Here is a 14,311-nt window from a genome sequence, read left to right on the forward strand (position 1 = left end):
GGCAGCAACCTTTCCCAGCAATGGGCAGGGCCTTGCCGAAGGGTTTTTGTTTGCCTAAAATCACCTGAATGAATTGCGCATTCCCCGGCGGTTCGTTTCTTTGCCCTCTCCAAACGTGCCATCATCCGTACTTCAACGTATGCGTAAACTCGCCCTCGACGAGCTCAATCGGCTCTCGGTTGATCAATTTAAAACCGTCCCTAAATTTCCGTACTGTCTTATTCTGGACGACATCCGAAGCCTCAACAACGTGGGTTCGGTCTTCCGAACCGCCGACGCCTTCCGGGCCGAGAAACTGTATCTCTGCGGCATCACCGGGCAACCACCCCACCGCGACATCACCAAAACAGCTTTGGGGGCTACTGAGTCAGTAGAGTGGCTTTATGAACCCGATGTAATGGCTCTGTGCAACCGGCTCCGGGCCGAGGGCTGGGCAGTTGTGGCCATCGAACAGGCCGAAGGCAGTACCTCACTATCGGATTTTACCCCGGCCCCGAACAAACGATATGCCTTTGTGTTTGGTAACGAGGTAACCGGCGTGGCCGATACCGTTGTGCAACAAGCCGACCAAGTGGTTGAAATCCCGCAGTTTGGTACGAAGCACTCACTCAATATTGCGGTTACAGCGGGTATTGTTTGCTGGGACTTCCTGCAAAAAACAACAAAAGCTTAACAGACTTTTCTTGCTTTATCGCTCAAATCTGTTTGTATTTACCCGTTAGACAAAATGCAGTTGTAGAACTTAATAAAACCCTCATGAAAGCAGACAAGAAATCGCTGGCGAGCGACATCAAAAGCGCCATCGAGCTGAAAATCAATGATGTTAGCGCCCAATCAAAAAAGGTGCAGAAGGCCGTTGATAAGGCTGCGGCAAAGCTGGCAAAGAAGCTGATTAAGCTAGCGGACAAACTGACGAAAAACGCCGAAAAGGATCAGAAGAAGTCCGAAAAGTCAGTAAAAAAAGCGGAAAAGAAGGCCAAAAAAGACGCTAAGAAGAGCCAAAAAAACGAGGCCAAAGCAGCTAAAAATGCGCAACGAGCACAGAACAAACGTGCCAAAGAGCCCCAACCCCTTGCCCTCCCCCTTCCAAAAGCCGACCCCGCAGCCCCAAAAACAAAATCGACCCCAACCCGGTCAGCTGGCGCAACCACCAAAGCTCCTGCCAGCCGTACTAAAACCAACCGCCAAACCACGCCCGCAAAGCAAACAACCCAACCTGAAGCCACTGTAGAACCAGCTCCTGTAGTTAGTGAATAATTAACTGGTTATTAAATACCTCTAACCCGCTTGCAAACCAGGCGGGTTTTTATTTACTTCAATTTCCATTTGATCAAAACGCCATACGTCCACACCCCTTTTCCGGTATACCTTCCTTAGTCTGAAAAACCTTAAAACAACACTTTAATCATCCGTGAACGGTCTTTAAAAAGCCTGCCACCGGTCATGAACACACTAACGACACAAACTCTACACACACTTGTCCACGAGTTTCAGACACCCATCGCGGCTATTCGTATGGCCGCCGATGTGCTCGACTCGCCTATTACGCACAATAATCCGCAACGGACCAACAAGTACGTTCAGATCATTCGTGAAGAGACCGACCGACTTCAGCAACAGGTGGAGGTGATGCTCAGCTTAGCCCGGGCCGATCACCACGCCCTGTACATGTGCGTGGAGCGGCTCGATATTCATGAGCTGATCCGGTCGGTAGCCCGGCGGCATGGTTCGTACCTACGCCTGAATCTGCTGGCGTCCCGTACGGAGTGCCTCGCCGATCGGTTGCACCTGACCAATGTCTTGTTCAACCTGATCGACAACGCGGTTAAATACAGTGAGGAGAATCTGGACATCTGCCTCACCACAACCTGCAACGAAGACGGTATCAGGATTTCGATCTGCGACCGGGGCATTGGTATTCCCGCTGATTTGCAGGAGCAGATTTTTCAGCCCTTCTTCCGGGTTAATCTGGCCGACTCACCCAGCGTGAAGGGCTTTGGGCTGGGGCTTAGCTACGTGCGTAAGATTATCGAGGCTCATAGCTGGCGTATTCAGCTTCGGAGCCAGGTTGGGCAGGGAAGCGAGTTTTGTATTCACATTCCCTTCCCGGCCCTGCCGACCCAACTCATGCCGCAACTGGCCTGCTACGAGCGGGCATAAAAAAAGGACCGGTTGCCCGATCCTTTTTCGTTCTACTTCTTCACTTTCATGACCCCGTTCATGATGCGCCAGTGGCCGGGGAACGTACAGACAAACGGATAATCGCCGGGTTGGTCGGGGGCTTTAAACGTAACCCGCACGGTTTGATTGGGATTTACCAGCGTAGTAGCCGCCAATATATCCGACGACTCCGGTACGTAGTTCTTCTCGGCTCCGTCTTTGGCCGTAATCATGGCGTCGGCCAGTTTCCCGATCCGCTCCATTGATTTTGGCTTCACCACCACCAGGTTGTGCTGCATGGCATCCGGGTTTTCCAGAATAATTACTACGGGTTTGCCCGCCGTCACTTCAAACGTTTTCTTGTCGAAACGCATTTCCTCCCGAATCGTTTTGATGCGTACAACCTGCGCGTTGGGATCGAGGTCAGCGTTTGCATCACGCATGCCCCAGGCTTCGAGCAGCCGGTTCAGGCGCGGGCGGGCATCGGCAGGCAGGCGGTTATCCAGACCGGCCAACAAACCCTGTGCCGCGGTTGATGGCTTCAGCTTTGCCCGGTAATCGTACCCATCGGCTAAGCCTTTTACCAACGCATTGGCATCGTCGGCTTCGAGCGTAGCAGCCTGCGTCAACATCGCCACTATCGAGTCAGGGGCGGCCGTTGAGGCATACGCACGGGCAGTACGTTCGAGCGCTACGGTCCGCATGCGCGCCGGAGCCCGGAACGTAAGCGTCGTGCGGAACTCGTTATTTTTCCGGTCGCTGTCACCCAACGTATTCTCCTTATCGATGCTGACAGCAAAGGTATAGTCACCTGCCTGCTCGGCCGTGAGCCAGAGGTCACCCACCCACGGACCGTTGTTGGTCCGGCGAATGGCGACCGTTTCGCCCGGCTGAATCCCGTCGACGTGCGTACGGCTTACATAATCCACTTTCTGAGCCGCGGCCCCACCACCTTTGCTTTCAAACCGAATCGTAAGCGGTACGGGTGTTCCTTTCGGTACAGCCACACTGCCCTGATTGGTTACGTAGATGGTAGTCCGGGCACCTTCGCGCACAAACGGCTGCAACGGTTCGGTAGCCACGCGCGTCACCACCAGATCTGGGCCATTGGTCGTTTTCACCTCGGTCCGGGCCGTGGGGCTTCCTGCCTGACTGCCGGCGTTGGGTCCACCCTGATGCATGGTGCTGTGATCGTGGTGCATGGCCCCTGAGCTATTGCCGGCCGGAGCTACCTGTGCGGTTTTGATCGAACCCAGCCACTGACGCATCAGTCGACCTTTGTCACGGTTGAGGGCAACGGCGAAGGCATCGGGCAACCAACGATCATTGTTGGCATCGGTTTGCCGGAGCCGTGCCAGCACAGCCTCATCAACAGTTGGCGAAGCAGGAGCCTCACCCAACGCCAGCAGGCTATTGAGCACCACAAGCGGTTCGGCATCGTACAGGGCTTTCTGAGCCAGCAACATGGTTATTCCCTCTTCAGTACGGGGCATCACCTGAACGGCCGTTTTCCGAACACCCGCACACGGATGTTTCAGCGCCGTTGCCAGATCAGACGGTTTGATAGCGCTGAGGCCGTGCAGGGTCCAGAGGGCATGAACGGCCGGTGCATTGATCCCGATTTCGTCCACGCTCGGGTCGTTGGCAATAGCCAGCAACTGCGGCACTACATCGCGCTGTCCGCGCTCAACCAGCAGCCGTTGGGCTTTCATCCGCCAGAACTGATTGTCGTTTTTGAGAGCCGCCAGCAACGTGGCCGGGTCGTTTTTATCCAGTCGGGGCGCTACGTAGGTCGGGGCTTTCTTGTAGCCCACCCGGTAAATACGACCGTGCGTAAAGTCGCGCAGGTCGGTTTCGTAGGCGTTTCCTTTTCCGTTTTCAAACCCTTGTGGGGTTGGGTTGTGCTGAATGATAAAGCTATACCAATCGGCTACCCAAACGGCACCATCGGGGCCCACCTGAGCAAATACCGGCGAGAACCATTCGTCGGCACCCGCCATCAGGTTGAAGCCAATACCCTGTGTGCCTTCGCGGTCTTCGTAGTCCGTGCCGTTCTTTTCGAGCACGTTCTGGTGAACAATGTGGCCCGTTGGTTCCGACACAAACGCCACCTTGTTCCAGTATGCTTTGGGGAACGCCCGCGCTGTGTATAGGTTATGCCCGGCCGCGGCCGTGAATCCGCCAAACACGTCGACCTGCCGAACGCGGTCGGTGATGGGCTTCATGTCTTTGTGCGTATCGGTGCTGCGGCTACCGTTCATGACGTTCGGGCGCGACTTATACGCTGCGTTCGGAATAGCCATGTACCAGCCGTGCGCGTTGTTAGCCGTGCTACCGAACACGTCGCCGGTTTCGTTGAAGCCCAAACCCCAGGTATTGTTAGAGGTATTGGTCATGTATTCGAGCGCCGAGCCATCTGGCCGGAACCGGAAAAAGCCCTGCCCGAATTGCAGCGAGTCGGCACTGCCTACCTTGCCTTTGAAGCCTGAGTAACCCACACTACCCCAGATCCAGTTGTCGAACCCGTAATGGAGGTTGCTGGGGCCAGCGTGCGTATCGAACGTACCAAAGCCCGTGAAGAGAATCTTCTTCTCATCGACCTTATCGTCGCCATTGGTATCGCGCAGGTACAACATGTGCGGAGCCTGCGACACCACCAGACCACCGTTGGCCCAAACCATCCCGGTCGGAATGCTCAGCCCTTCGGCATAGTTGGTAAACTTGTCAGCCTTGCCATCGTTGTTTGTGTCTTCGCAGATCACGATGTAGTCAGAGCCACCCTCGGGCTTACGCTCATTGGGGTAGTCTTTGGTGATAAGCACGTACAACCGTCCGCGATCATCCCAGGTCATCGCAATAGGGTGCATCACGTTAGGCTCGTGCGCAAACAGGTCGAGCGTAAAATCGACCGGCACCTGAATGTGCTTCAGCGACTCCTCGGGTGAGAGGGCCCGCTGCTTCATTTGAGGTCCAGGGCGTTTTTCGTAGTTCGGCAGTTTAGCCTCGTCGTAGGCGAAGGCCTGCGGTTTCAGTTCGTCGTGCAACTTCTTCACCCGATCACCCACCGACCACAGAATCCCGCGCTCCAGCAGTTGCATGAAAGCAGGCTGACTCCAGGTACGCTCGTCGTGGCCATAAGCCGTGTAGAATACCCGCCCTTTGCCGTACGTACGGGTCCAGGTATAGGGCTCTTCTTTCTGGTTGGGCCGACCAGCGTCGGCGAGGTCTTTAAACTGATCCGCTTTAACCTCACGCACGGCCAACACGTTGTTGTCGGGCTGCAAGTGGCTATGCAGGTACGTCTCGTCAAACGCCTTGAACGACTGCAAGCCCATCACCAGGGCATCATTGGGCTGGGTGAACCGGGTCTGAATGGTATCCATCCGGTGCCGCCAGAATTGCCCACCCACCACTTTATCGACGTACTCCGGCGAGTTTCGGAAGCAGAACGATGCACAATGCACCGGAATCAGGCCTTTGCCCGAAGCCACAAAGTCGAGCAAAGCCCGCTCCTGCGGTTTCGGGATGCTGTCCCAGTTGGCAAAAATGAGCATCCCGTCGTACTTGGCCAGGTTCTCCGGGTTAAGGTCTTCCAGCCGGTCGGTGTACGTAATGTTAATCCCCCGGTTGCCGAGGGCAGCCATCAGTTGGGGCACCCGTTCAACAGGCCGATGGTGCCCGTTGTCGCCCAAAAACAAGATTTCCGTCCGGCGCGGTTTGGTATCGGCTGGCGCCCCAACGACGGTGTTCTGCTGCGTTCCCGTATCGCGCAAGGTGGCTGAGGGGGTACGCGTACAGTGAGAAAAGAGCAGAGTTGCTCCCAGTAGCCAAACTTTGTTCATACTGATGTTTTATTAAAACTCCGGCAGTCGAATCAACTCTCCGCCTTTAAGCGCCGACTCGTGCGCCAGAATCCCGACACTCGTCCAGTTGGCCGACTGGGCTGCGTTGGGGAACGGGTCGCGGTCTTCGCTCAGGGCCGTCAGAAACTCATGCACCATGTGCGGGTGCGAGCCACCATGGCCGCCCCCCTGCGTAAACGACAGGTGCTGGCTGTCGTCGGCATCGTACACGCCCTTGGTTGTGAACCGCTGAATGGGCTCAGGCAACAGGTGAGCGTAATCAGGAACTGTTACTTTCTCGGGAATTTCGGGCTCCGGTTTTTTCGCCGTGTGAATCACCGGCTGCTCGTCTTCGATCAGCTGCCACTCAAACGATTTCTTATCGCCGTACACCTCAAAACTCTCCCGGTACTGACGGGCCACATCGAACAACGACCGATACACGTAAGCCGATAGGTCGCTGTTGCGGAACTTGATGTGCGCCGACTCAACCGCAAACGGTGAGTTATGAATTTTGGCCAGTTCTTCGCGGATGGTTCCCGAGCCAAAGCATGATACATACTCAGCCTCCAGCTTGAGCAGACCTGCTACCGGACCAACGCAGTGCGTAGCGTAGTGCATCGGGGGCAAACCGGGCCAGTAATCGGGCCAGCCATCCATGTCCTGCTGGTGCGAGGCTTTCAGAAACTGAACTTTACCCAGCTCCCCTTTTTCGTACAGTTCTTTGACGAACAAAAATTCACGGGCGTACACAACGGTTTCCATCATCATGTACTTCTTACCCGTTTCGCGAACTGTCCGCACAATCTCGGCGCACTCCTCCACGGTTGTTGCCATGGGCACCGTACAGGCTACGTGCTTGCCCGCCCGCAGGGCTTTGAGGCTCTGCTCGGCATGGTTCGGAATAGGCGAATTGATGTGTACGGCATCCACGTCCGGGTCGGCCAACAGCTCGTCGTAGCTCGAATACCGCTTTTCAACGCCAAACTCGTCGCCAATCTTGTTCAGATTCTCGACGTTACGCTGACAGATCGCGTACATATTGGCGAGCGGATGCCGCTGGTAGATAGGAATAAATTCGGCCCCGAATCCGAGACCTACAATGGCGATGTTGAATTTCATTGGGTAAAAGGAAAAGAAAAACAGAAGGACTTTCAGTGATTGAGCCCAATACACTCAATTACTTATACATGCATGAATAATGTATAATGAACCGTAATGAATAATGTATAATGATTGGCTCCACTGATACCAGCTTGAGTTCATTATTCATTATTCATCCTACACTGTACATTGTCCATTTAATTCTGACTCAATACGTACACTAAGCTTCTAAAACCCCACTATCGGAAATCTCGGTAATGGGTTGAGCCTCCTCAAGCATTTGCCGGAGGTACACAAATCCATCGGCCGCGAGTTGCTCAGCTGAAGCAAACATTGGGCGGAAAATATGCGTAGCCGCGGCCAGTTGGGGTGGGTTCGGACCGAATGCCTCAATGGCAATTGGACCTGCGTATTCTACTTCGGCGAGGGTGTTAAATACCTGCTCAAACCGAATCTGTCCCTGCCCCGGCGTCGACCGGTCGTTCTCGGAGATTTGCACGTGCACCAGATACGGAGCAAGCTTGCGGATGGCATCGGCCACGTTTTTCTCCTCGATGTTGGCATGGAACGTATCGAACGCAGCCCGGCAGTACGGATGGTCAACAGCCTCAACGTACCGCACCACGTCGTCGGCGCAGGTGAGCAGATAGGTCTCGAACCGGTTCAACGATTCAATCGCGAGCACCACCCCTTTCGTTTGGGCGTACTCGGCCACCTGCCGCATACTCTCTACCGACCACTGCCACTCATCGGCGGTGGCGGGCCGCCCGGCAAACGTTTTGAAACCCGCAAACAGGGGCCCCATCAAAATAGTTGAGCCGGCCGCAGCGGAGCAATCGACCACGTGTTTCAGGTACTCGACACCAGCCTGCCGCACAGCCTCGTCGGGGCTAAGGAGCGTTAGTTCGGGTGGCAGCAACGAGCAGGTTTGGACATCCAGCCCGAGAGCAGCCGCCTGCTGCCCCAGCTGTGTCCATTTGGCCAGGTCAGCCGCCCGATCGTCGGTGCCCCCCACGGGCATCTCGACAAACTCAAAGCCGGTTTCCTTCAGAAAACGGAGCGTTTCCGCCATATCTTCGTCCATCGACATTGTCCAGACGAAGAGGTTCATCCCCAATTTATTCATAGAGTACCTTTCTAAATTACCACAAACCTACATAGTAAATCAGCAGGTTGCCCTGCTTTTATTACCCAATACCGACTGTATTTTACCTTCACTTCAATCAATACACTAAAATTTAAGCCTAAAATCTGGAAGTCGTTATGAAACAAGCCCTCAGAAAAGACCTTGAGCCGGTCGCCGAATCGTTTGCAGTTCACGAGCTCACCGAACCCCACTTCGACCCCAATTGGCACTTTCACCCCCATTATCAGCTTTTTCTGGTCGAAAAGGGGACGGGTACCCGGTTTATCGGTGACTCAATCCGGCCTTTCGCTGAGGGCGACTTCGTGATGCTTGGCCCCAACCTGCCGCACTTGTGGCGTAGCGACAAGCCCTACTTTGAGCGCGACAGTGGCCTCCAGACACACGGTATTGTGGTGTATTTCACCGAAAATTTTCTGGGTGACACCTTCTTTGCCCAGCGCGAAATGGGTTTACTCCGGCAACTGCTCGAAAACGCCCGCCGGGGTCTGGAATGGCTATCGCCCACCCGCGACCGCGCCATTGAGCTGCTTCGGCGGGTGCAACAAACGGAACCGGGTTTTGAGCGGGTTCTGGCCTTGCTGAACCTCCTCCATGAGCTATCGCGGACATCGGACTACCAGTTTATCACCAGCTTAGGGTATACCAACACCGTAAAACCCTCCGAAACCGACCGTATTCAGGTGGTACATGACTACGTGATGAGCCACTTCCACGACCACATTTGCCTCGACACTGTTGCCGATTTAGCCGGTATGACCCCTTCCGCGTTTTGCCGGTACTTTAAAATGCGGGCCAACAAAACGTTTTCCAATTTTGTGGCTGAGGTGCGGGTGGGTCATGCCTGCAAGTTGCTGATGGACGGTTCGATGAGCGTTACCCAAATCAGTTACGAAAGCGGTTATCGGACGCTTTCTAACTTCAACCGTCAGTTTAAAGAAGTGACAGGCAAAACGCCCTCAACCTACGTGCGTACCTACCGGGCCTTGTAACGCCCGTTTCGCCCCCCCTGTTTCTGACGCCTGAAGCCGGGGTTCGCTCTTTTGAATGCCAAAAGCCGGTAGCTCTACGATGGAGCTACCGGCTTTTTTAGTCAGGAGATGCGTCAGAAACTACCCCCCAAAATCGGCTTTTAGGGATTCGGCTGGCCACTTGGAGTATGATCTCCATGTCGGCACTCGGTTCCTGACCCGAAGCCCCAGTGGCCTCGATGGTCAAAATGACGGTGTCTCACCAACGAAAACAAACTACCCAGCGTGAGGGCGGCAGTTAAAAGGACAACCAGTGGACTGATACGGCGTTTCATGGCGAAAGAGTTTAGAGGTTGGAGGTTTCAGCGGATTGGGTGTACGGAGCCCGACGCCCCCAATGCCCGCAGCGTTGTTGTTTGAACGCATTATACTCTTCGTCGCTCATCTGCCGAATTCGGTCAGCAAAAGCAAACCCCCGGTTTCCGAACCCTCGGCCGGGCTTACCAAACGCCCAGGGCCCTCGGCGCGGGCCACGTACCAGCCGGAAAAAGGCGCCCATCAACAGGAAAAAAATAGCCAGCCGCAACAGAAAGAACGGCAGCATAAACAAAGCCGCCCCCAGAAGCAGACCGGCCAAAATTGATTTCAAAATTAGGTTCATCGTCTTGTCAGAACGCGGATTTATAAACGTTCTGAAGAGGATGACGGGCTCGCCGGGAAAATACTTTACCAGTTTTGGACTTTTTTTCAAAAAACTCCAAAACCCCTCACAAACAGGCGCGAATAATGGGGCATTTCGCCCTCAGGAGTGATGCCGCCTGCGCCATTCAGCCTTGAACGACTCGCGTTCTTCGTCGGTCATAGACCGCCATTTTTCGCGCCACGGAGGCCCACCCCATCCCGGCCGCTCGCCGGGGCGGCCAAACCGCATGCCACCGAACAGAATGCGCGACAGGACCAACAGCCCCATAGCCTGCCAATACGTGACCGGGCGCAAGGGCGCAACCGCCACGAGTACTGTATTCCAGAGCCAGTACACCAGACCAGTCACCGCCAGCAGGATTGGCACGAAAATGAGCGAAAAAAGAAACCGTCGTCGGGGAAAGCGTTTCATGATGTCAGAGCGAATCAAGTTCGTTATACAGATTTTGGAGCCGCTTGCGCAGGTGCTGCACGGCATAGCGTTTGCGCGAGATGATGGTCTTCAAACTCTCGCCGGTCTGATCGGCAATGGCCTGTAAGGTACGGTCTTCCAGCTCGTTCTGCACAAATACCGTCCGTTGATTCTCAGGAAGCTCGTCCAAAGCGGCCATCAGCTCGTTCCAGAACAGGTCTTTGAAATACGCATCTTCGGGCGTTTGCGGGTCGGCAAGCAGAATCTCGCGAAAACCCAGCTGATCGTCGTCGTCCGGTCCCAAATCCGAAAAGCTTTCCTCAGAACGTCGGCGGTACAGGTCGGTGATGCGGTTTCGCGCCACCTGATAAAGCCAGCCACTCATGCTCTCGATGGTATCCAGATCGACCACCTTACTCAACTGATACCAAACATCCTGCAACACATCGTCGGCATCATCGCTCGATCGAACCCGCCCACGAATAAACTGCGACAGCCGATTGCCGTACTGTTTAACGGTTGAGAGAATGGTTCGTTGGGGAGGGTCGGCCATGAATACGGCGAGGTTACAGGATTAGAAGAGCTTACCAGGCACTTACCACGGGCAGGGCTTCCCCCTCGGCAAAGGCCGTTTGATCGGCCGGAAGTTCCAGAAAGGCGTCGGCCCCGGTCAGGTTGGTAAAATCGCCCGAACCAGAGCCCGGTAGCGGGTGAGCCAGCAAACGACCGTCGGGCGCGTAGTGGAGCCGCACGGGCAGGAAGTACGTGAGGGCGGGCCGAAACACAAACGGTTCGGCCAATTGGGCGTACACCGGTTGGGGCGCAGTTTGTCCCATAGCCGCCCGCAGGTACGGCAGCACGTATTTGTAGGTACACATCACCGTCGAAACCGGGTTGCCGGGCAAACCAAATACCACTTGCCTATCGCCCTCGGTGGTCCCGAACCAGAGTGGCTTGCCGGGGCGCTGCTCCACCTTATGAAAATGGCATTGTACACCCAGCTCGGTAAGGGTAGCGGGCACAAAATCGGCCTTCCCAGCCGACACTCCTCCGCTCAAAATAAAGACATCATTCTGCTCCAGCAGGTTCTGAAGGCCAATTTTAAGTACCTCCCGGTCGTCGGGCAGGTGATGGAGCATAGCCCGGATTCCCAACGCCCGCAGAGCCGCCCGAATCATGTAAATGTTGGAATGCCGAATCTGATGGGGTGCAGGTGTTTGGTCGACACCCACGAGTTCGTCGCCCGTGGCAATAATGGCTACCCGAGGTAGGGCCGCTACCGACACCTTTGCGGCTCCGACCGAGGCCGCTACGGCCACATCGACCGACCGCATCAAGGTTCCCTCCCGGAGCAGCACATCGCCCGCGGGCCGGTCGTTGCCCTGCGGATGAATGTTTTGCCCCGGCTGCACCTCATCTACCTGAATGGTAGCCATGCCCTGCTCAATTTGCACATCTTCGTAGCGGACCACCGTATCGGTCCCCAGGGGCAGCACAGCTCCGGTCATTACCTCCATGCAGGCGGTTGGGTCGGTGAGTGTGCCGGCGGCCTGCCCGGCAAACTGCGCCCCAAGCACCCGAAACTGACGCGCTCCACCGGCAAAAGCGTCGTACCGGAACGCAATTCCGTCCATCGTTACCCGGTTGAACGGCGGCACATCGCGGTCGGCGGTCAGGGGTTGGCGAAGTACGCGACCAACGGCTTCTTCGAGCGAGACCATCTCGTCGGGCAGGTCGAGCAGATGTGTTTGCGTAATTTGGAGGGCGTCGTGTACAGAAAGCATACGAATGGGTTCTTGGTTGGAGACAAAAGCAAAGGAAAGAGGAAAAACGCAAACCCCGACCGGCAGGCACCCGAAATTTGGATTGTCGGCTACTCCGGTGTTTTCCCGGTTGCCCCCTTCTGCCTACTTTTACCCCATGAACGAATTTACACACCTCGACCCACAAGGCAACCCGGCCATGGTCGACGTTGGCGCGAAGGCTGTCACGCACCGCATGGCCCACGCCCGCAGCCTTGTCCGATTGCCCGACGCCGTTATCGCGCAGTTTGCCCACGCCGATATTCAGACGAAAAAAGGGCCGGTTTTTCAGACCGCAATCATTGCCGGGACTATGGCCACCAAACGCACCGACGAACTGATTCCGCTCTGTCATTCACTCGGTCTGGACGGATGCCGCCTGACCATCGAACTTCAGGGGAACGACGCGGTGGTCGACTGTACCGTTACGACCGAAGGCAAAACGGGCGTGGAGATGGAAGCCCTGGTCGGGGCCTCGGTAGCGGCTCTAACCATTTATGACATGTGCAAGGCGCTCTCGCACGATATCGTCATTGCCGAGACCAAACTGATGGCCAAAACAGGCGGTAAACGCGATTTCCGGCGGAGCTGACGGGCCATTGCCCAACAACCGGGCCACCCGGCGGGTTACAGAAAGCATGAATACACTACAACGTATGGCTTTTCTGGCCGGGTCGGTGATGGCGGGTTGGTCGGCATCGGCCCAAACCAACCCGGTAACATCGGCGACTCCGTCTACTCAACTACAGGCGTTTAGCCGGGGCCGCGTGGCGCACCAACGCACGCTGGGGCTTACGCTGGGCTCGTACGCACTTGCCAACATGGCCGTGGGCGCGTTGGCCGCCGGGCGCGAACGCACCGAGGCCCACTACTTTCACCGAATGAACGTGTACTGGAACCTGGTCAATCTGGGTATTGCCGGACTGGGGTTACTGGGGTCGCGCAAGGCAGACCCGGACACCGAAACACTCGCCGAGGCTGTCCGTCGGCACGAAAGCATGAAGCAAACGTTGCTCTTCAACGCGGGCCTCGATGTTGCGTACATGGCCGGAGGAGCCTACCTGATTGAGCGGGGACGCCATAACTCCGACAAACGCGATCAGTTCACAGGCTTCGGCAAATCGGTTATTGTGCAGGGCGGATTTCTGCTGGTGTTCGATCTGGTCAATTACGCCTTGTTTAAAAAACGGGGCGACCGCCAGCAGGATGCGTTGCTCGGCCGCACAAGCGACGGCATTGGCCTGGTGATCCCCCTACGATAAAGTACACCGGGCAAAACGGGGCTTTGGGTGAACTTATGCCTCAGAACGTTGGTTTTGCGATAATTTACTAATCAGAACTGACCCCATGGCGCATCAACTACCCGCTTTTCAACCCTTTGTCGACTCGGTTATTTCAGCTCTCCAAACCGACCCCAATGCGTTGGGGCTGGCCGTGGGTGGCTCCTGGATTTCGGGCGACATGGACGCCTACTCGGACCTGGACCTGGTGCTGGTTACGGCCGTTCCTGTTGCCCCCGACCTGGGGCAGATGCGCGCCTATGCCGCCCGGTTTGGCACGATGCTGGCCTCGTTTCGGGGCGACCATGTAGGTGAGCCCCGGCTACTGATTGCGTTGTTTACCGACCCGCTGCTGCACGTCGACGTGAAGTTTGTGTTGCCTGCCGAGTTGCACGAGCGCGTTGAAGACCCGGTTATTTTGTGGGAACGCGACGGAATCCTGACATCGGCTTTTAAGGAATCAGTGGCTCAGTATCCACCCTTTGATTTTCAGGCCACTGACGACCGATTCTGGATCTGGATGCATTACGCAGCCCTCAAAATTGGTCGGGGTGAGTTTTTCGAAGCAATGGATTTTCTTTCTTTTGTTCGCAACATGGTGCTTGGGCCGATGTTACACCTGAAGCAGGGGGGCTTACCACGGGGCGTTCGGCGGGTGGAAACAAGCCTGCCTGCTGAGCAACTCGCGGCACTCCGGCAAACGGTAGCCATACCCGAACGGACCTCGTTACTGACGAGCACGCAGGCTGTGATCGACTTGTACGAAACCCTGCGCGATACACTGGCCCCCACCGGTCTTGTACGCAGTCCGGCCGCCGAAAGGGCTGTCAAAAACTATATCGCTGCTCTTTGCTAAGTGAATGAACAATGTAAAACGCATCTGAGTACTGTACA

At 55.8% G+C, this 14,311-nt stretch carries 14 protein-coding genes; 7 read left to right on the forward strand and 7 right to left on the reverse strand.

All coding sequences use genetic code 11. The features are described from left to right. The first annotated feature begins 139 nt into the window (after positions 1–139). The 3 genes from F5984_RS13980 to F5984_RS13990 all read left to right on the forward strand — a co-directional run bounded on the left by F5984_RS13980 (position 140) and on the right by F5984_RS13990 (position 2,160). On the forward strand, positions 140–673 hold the full coding sequence (locus tag F5984_RS13980; RefSeq protein WP_152124871.1) for an RNA methyltransferase: 534 nt from the start codon (positions 140–142) through the stop codon (positions 671–673). After that, a complete protein-coding gene (locus F5984_RS13985; RefSeq protein ID WP_246168988.1) occupies positions 637–1,257 on the forward strand; it encodes a hypothetical protein in 621 nt (206 codons plus the stop codon). Before F5984_RS13980 ends, F5984_RS13985 begins: the two co-directional genes overlap by 37 nt. A gap of 186 nt (positions 1,258–1,443) precedes the next feature. Then, complete coding sequence (locus F5984_RS13990) at positions 1,444–2,160, forward strand: sensor histidine kinase (protein WP_152124872.1); 717 nt, start codon at positions 1,444–1,446, stop codon at positions 2,158–2,160. Between the two features lie 32 nt (positions 2,161–2,192). Here F5984_RS13990 and F5984_RS13995 read toward each other — a convergent pair whose 3' ends face one another. The 3 genes from F5984_RS13995 to F5984_RS14005 all read right to left on the reverse strand — a co-directional run bounded on the left by F5984_RS13995 (position 2,193) and on the right by F5984_RS14005 (position 8,232). Then, complete coding sequence (locus F5984_RS13995; RefSeq protein WP_152124873.1) at positions 2,193–6,002, reverse strand: PVC-type heme-binding CxxCH protein; 3,810 nt, start codon at positions 6,000–6,002, stop codon at positions 2,193–2,195. Between the two features lie 12 nt (positions 6,003–6,014). Beyond that, on the reverse strand, positions 6,015–7,124 hold the full coding sequence (locus F5984_RS14000) for a Gfo/Idh/MocA family protein (RefSeq protein WP_019990895.1): 1,110 nt from the start codon (positions 7,122–7,124) through the stop codon (positions 6,015–6,017). 202 nt (positions 7,125–7,326) lie between these two features. Further along, the gene (locus tag F5984_RS14005) at positions 7,327–8,232 is read right to left on the reverse strand and encodes a sugar phosphate isomerase/epimerase family protein (protein WP_246168991.1); all 906 of its coding nucleotides are present in this window, start codon (positions 8,230–8,232) and stop codon (positions 7,327–7,329) included. Positions 8,233–8,369: 137 nt separating this feature from the next. On the opposite strand from F5984_RS14005, the gene F5984_RS14010 reads away from it, so the two are divergent. Beyond that, the gene (locus F5984_RS14010; RefSeq protein ID WP_152124874.1) at positions 8,370–9,242 is read left to right on the forward strand and encodes an AraC family transcriptional regulator; all 873 of its coding nucleotides are present in this window, start codon (positions 8,370–8,372) and stop codon (positions 9,240–9,242) included. A 325-nt stretch (positions 9,243–9,567) separates the two neighbouring features. Here F5984_RS14010 and F5984_RS14015 read toward each other — a convergent pair whose 3' ends face one another. From F5984_RS14015 to F5984_RS14030, 4 genes are all read right to left on the reverse strand, one after another. After that, positions 9,568–9,882, reverse strand: a complete 315-nt coding sequence (locus tag F5984_RS14015) for a hypothetical protein (RefSeq protein WP_152124875.1) — start codon at positions 9,880–9,882, stop codon at positions 9,568–9,570. 141 nt (positions 9,883–10,023) lie between these two features. After that, complete coding sequence (locus tag F5984_RS14020; protein ID WP_185155517.1) at positions 10,024–10,335, reverse strand: hypothetical protein; 312 nt, start codon at positions 10,333–10,335, stop codon at positions 10,024–10,026. A 4-nt stretch (positions 10,336–10,339) separates the two neighbouring features. Further along, positions 10,340–10,888, reverse strand: a complete 549-nt coding sequence (locus F5984_RS14025; RefSeq protein WP_152124876.1) for an RNA polymerase sigma factor — start codon at positions 10,886–10,888, stop codon at positions 10,340–10,342. A 31-nt stretch (positions 10,889–10,919) separates the two neighbouring features. Beyond that, positions 10,920–12,119, reverse strand: coding sequence for a molybdopterin molybdotransferase MoeA (locus F5984_RS14030; RefSeq protein WP_152124877.1), 1,200 nt, complete (start codon positions 12,117–12,119; stop codon positions 10,920–10,922). Between the two features lie 136 nt (positions 12,120–12,255). Here F5984_RS14030 and moaC point away from each other — a divergent pair, with 136 nt between their 5' ends. The 3 genes from moaC (at position 12,256) to F5984_RS14045 (ending at position 14,273) form a co-directional block, all read left to right on the forward strand. Next, entirely contained in the window at positions 12,256–12,729 is a 474-nt protein-coding gene (gene moaC / locus F5984_RS14035) for a cyclic pyranopterin monophosphate synthase MoaC (protein WP_152124878.1), read from the forward strand. Positions 12,730–12,775: 46 nt separating this feature from the next. After that, positions 12,776–13,399: a DUF6992 family protein gene (locus F5984_RS14040; protein ID WP_246168993.1), complete on the forward strand. Its 624-nt coding sequence runs from the start codon at positions 12,776–12,778 to the stop codon at positions 13,397–13,399. Between the two features lie 85 nt (positions 13,400–13,484). Next, positions 13,485–14,273: an aminoglycoside 6-adenylyltransferase gene (locus F5984_RS14045; protein WP_152124879.1), complete on the forward strand. Its 789-nt coding sequence runs from the start codon at positions 13,485–13,487 to the stop codon at positions 14,271–14,273. The last annotated feature ends 38 nt before the right edge of the window (positions 14,274–14,311 follow it).

Source organism: Rudanella paleaurantiibacter (assembly GCF_009184635.1).
GTDB classification, from domain to species: Bacteria; Bacteroidota; Bacteroidia; order Cytophagales; family Spirosomataceae; genus Rudanella; species Rudanella paleaurantiibacter.

What these genes read in the sequence shown, in the direction of transcription:
- F5984_RS13980 (WP_152124871.1), top strand. Translation starts at nt 140, where the DNA reads ATGCGTAAACTCGCCCTCGACGAGCTCAATCGGCTCTCGGTTGATCAA.
- F5984_RS13990 (WP_152124872.1), top strand. Translation starts at nt 1,444, where the DNA reads ATGAACACACTAACGACACAAACTCTACACACACTTGTCCACGAGTTT.
- F5984_RS13995 (WP_152124873.1), bottom strand. Translation starts at nt 6,002, where the DNA reads ATGAACAAAGTTTGGCTACTGGGAGCAACTCTGCTCTTTTCTCACTGT.
- F5984_RS14000 (WP_019990895.1), bottom strand. Translation starts at nt 7,124, where the DNA reads ATGAAATTCAACATCGCCATTGTAGGTCTCGGATTCGGGGCCGAATTT.
- F5984_RS14005 (WP_246168991.1), bottom strand. Translation starts at nt 8,232, where the DNA reads ATGAATAAATTGGGGATGAACCTCTTCGTCTGGACAATGTCGATGGAC.
- F5984_RS14010 (WP_152124874.1), top strand. Translation starts at nt 8,370, where the DNA reads ATGAAACAAGCCCTCAGAAAAGACCTTGAGCCGGTCGCCGAATCGTTT.
- F5984_RS14015 (WP_152124875.1), bottom strand. Translation starts at nt 9,882, where the DNA reads ATGAACCTAATTTTGAAATCAATTTTGGCCGGTCTGCTTCTGGGGGCG.
- F5984_RS14020 (WP_185155517.1), bottom strand. Translation starts at nt 10,335, where the DNA reads ATGAAACGCTTTCCCCGACGACGGTTTCTTTTTTCGCTCATTTTCGTG.
- F5984_RS14025 (WP_152124876.1), bottom strand. Translation starts at nt 10,888, where the DNA reads ATGGCCGACCCTCCCCAACGAACCATTCTCTCAACCGTTAAACAGTAC.
- F5984_RS14030 (WP_152124877.1), bottom strand. Translation starts at nt 12,119, where the DNA reads ATGCTTTCTGTACACGACGCCCTCCAAATTACGCAAACACATCTGCTC.
- moaC (WP_152124878.1), top strand. Translation starts at nt 12,256, where the DNA reads ATGAACGAATTTACACACCTCGACCCACAAGGCAACCCGGCCATGGTC.
- F5984_RS14040 (WP_246168993.1), top strand. Translation starts at nt 12,776, where the DNA reads ATGAATACACTACAACGTATGGCTTTTCTGGCCGGGTCGGTGATGGCG.
- F5984_RS14045 (WP_152124879.1), top strand. Translation starts at nt 13,485, where the DNA reads ATGGCGCATCAACTACCCGCTTTTCAACCCTTTGTCGACTCGGTTATT.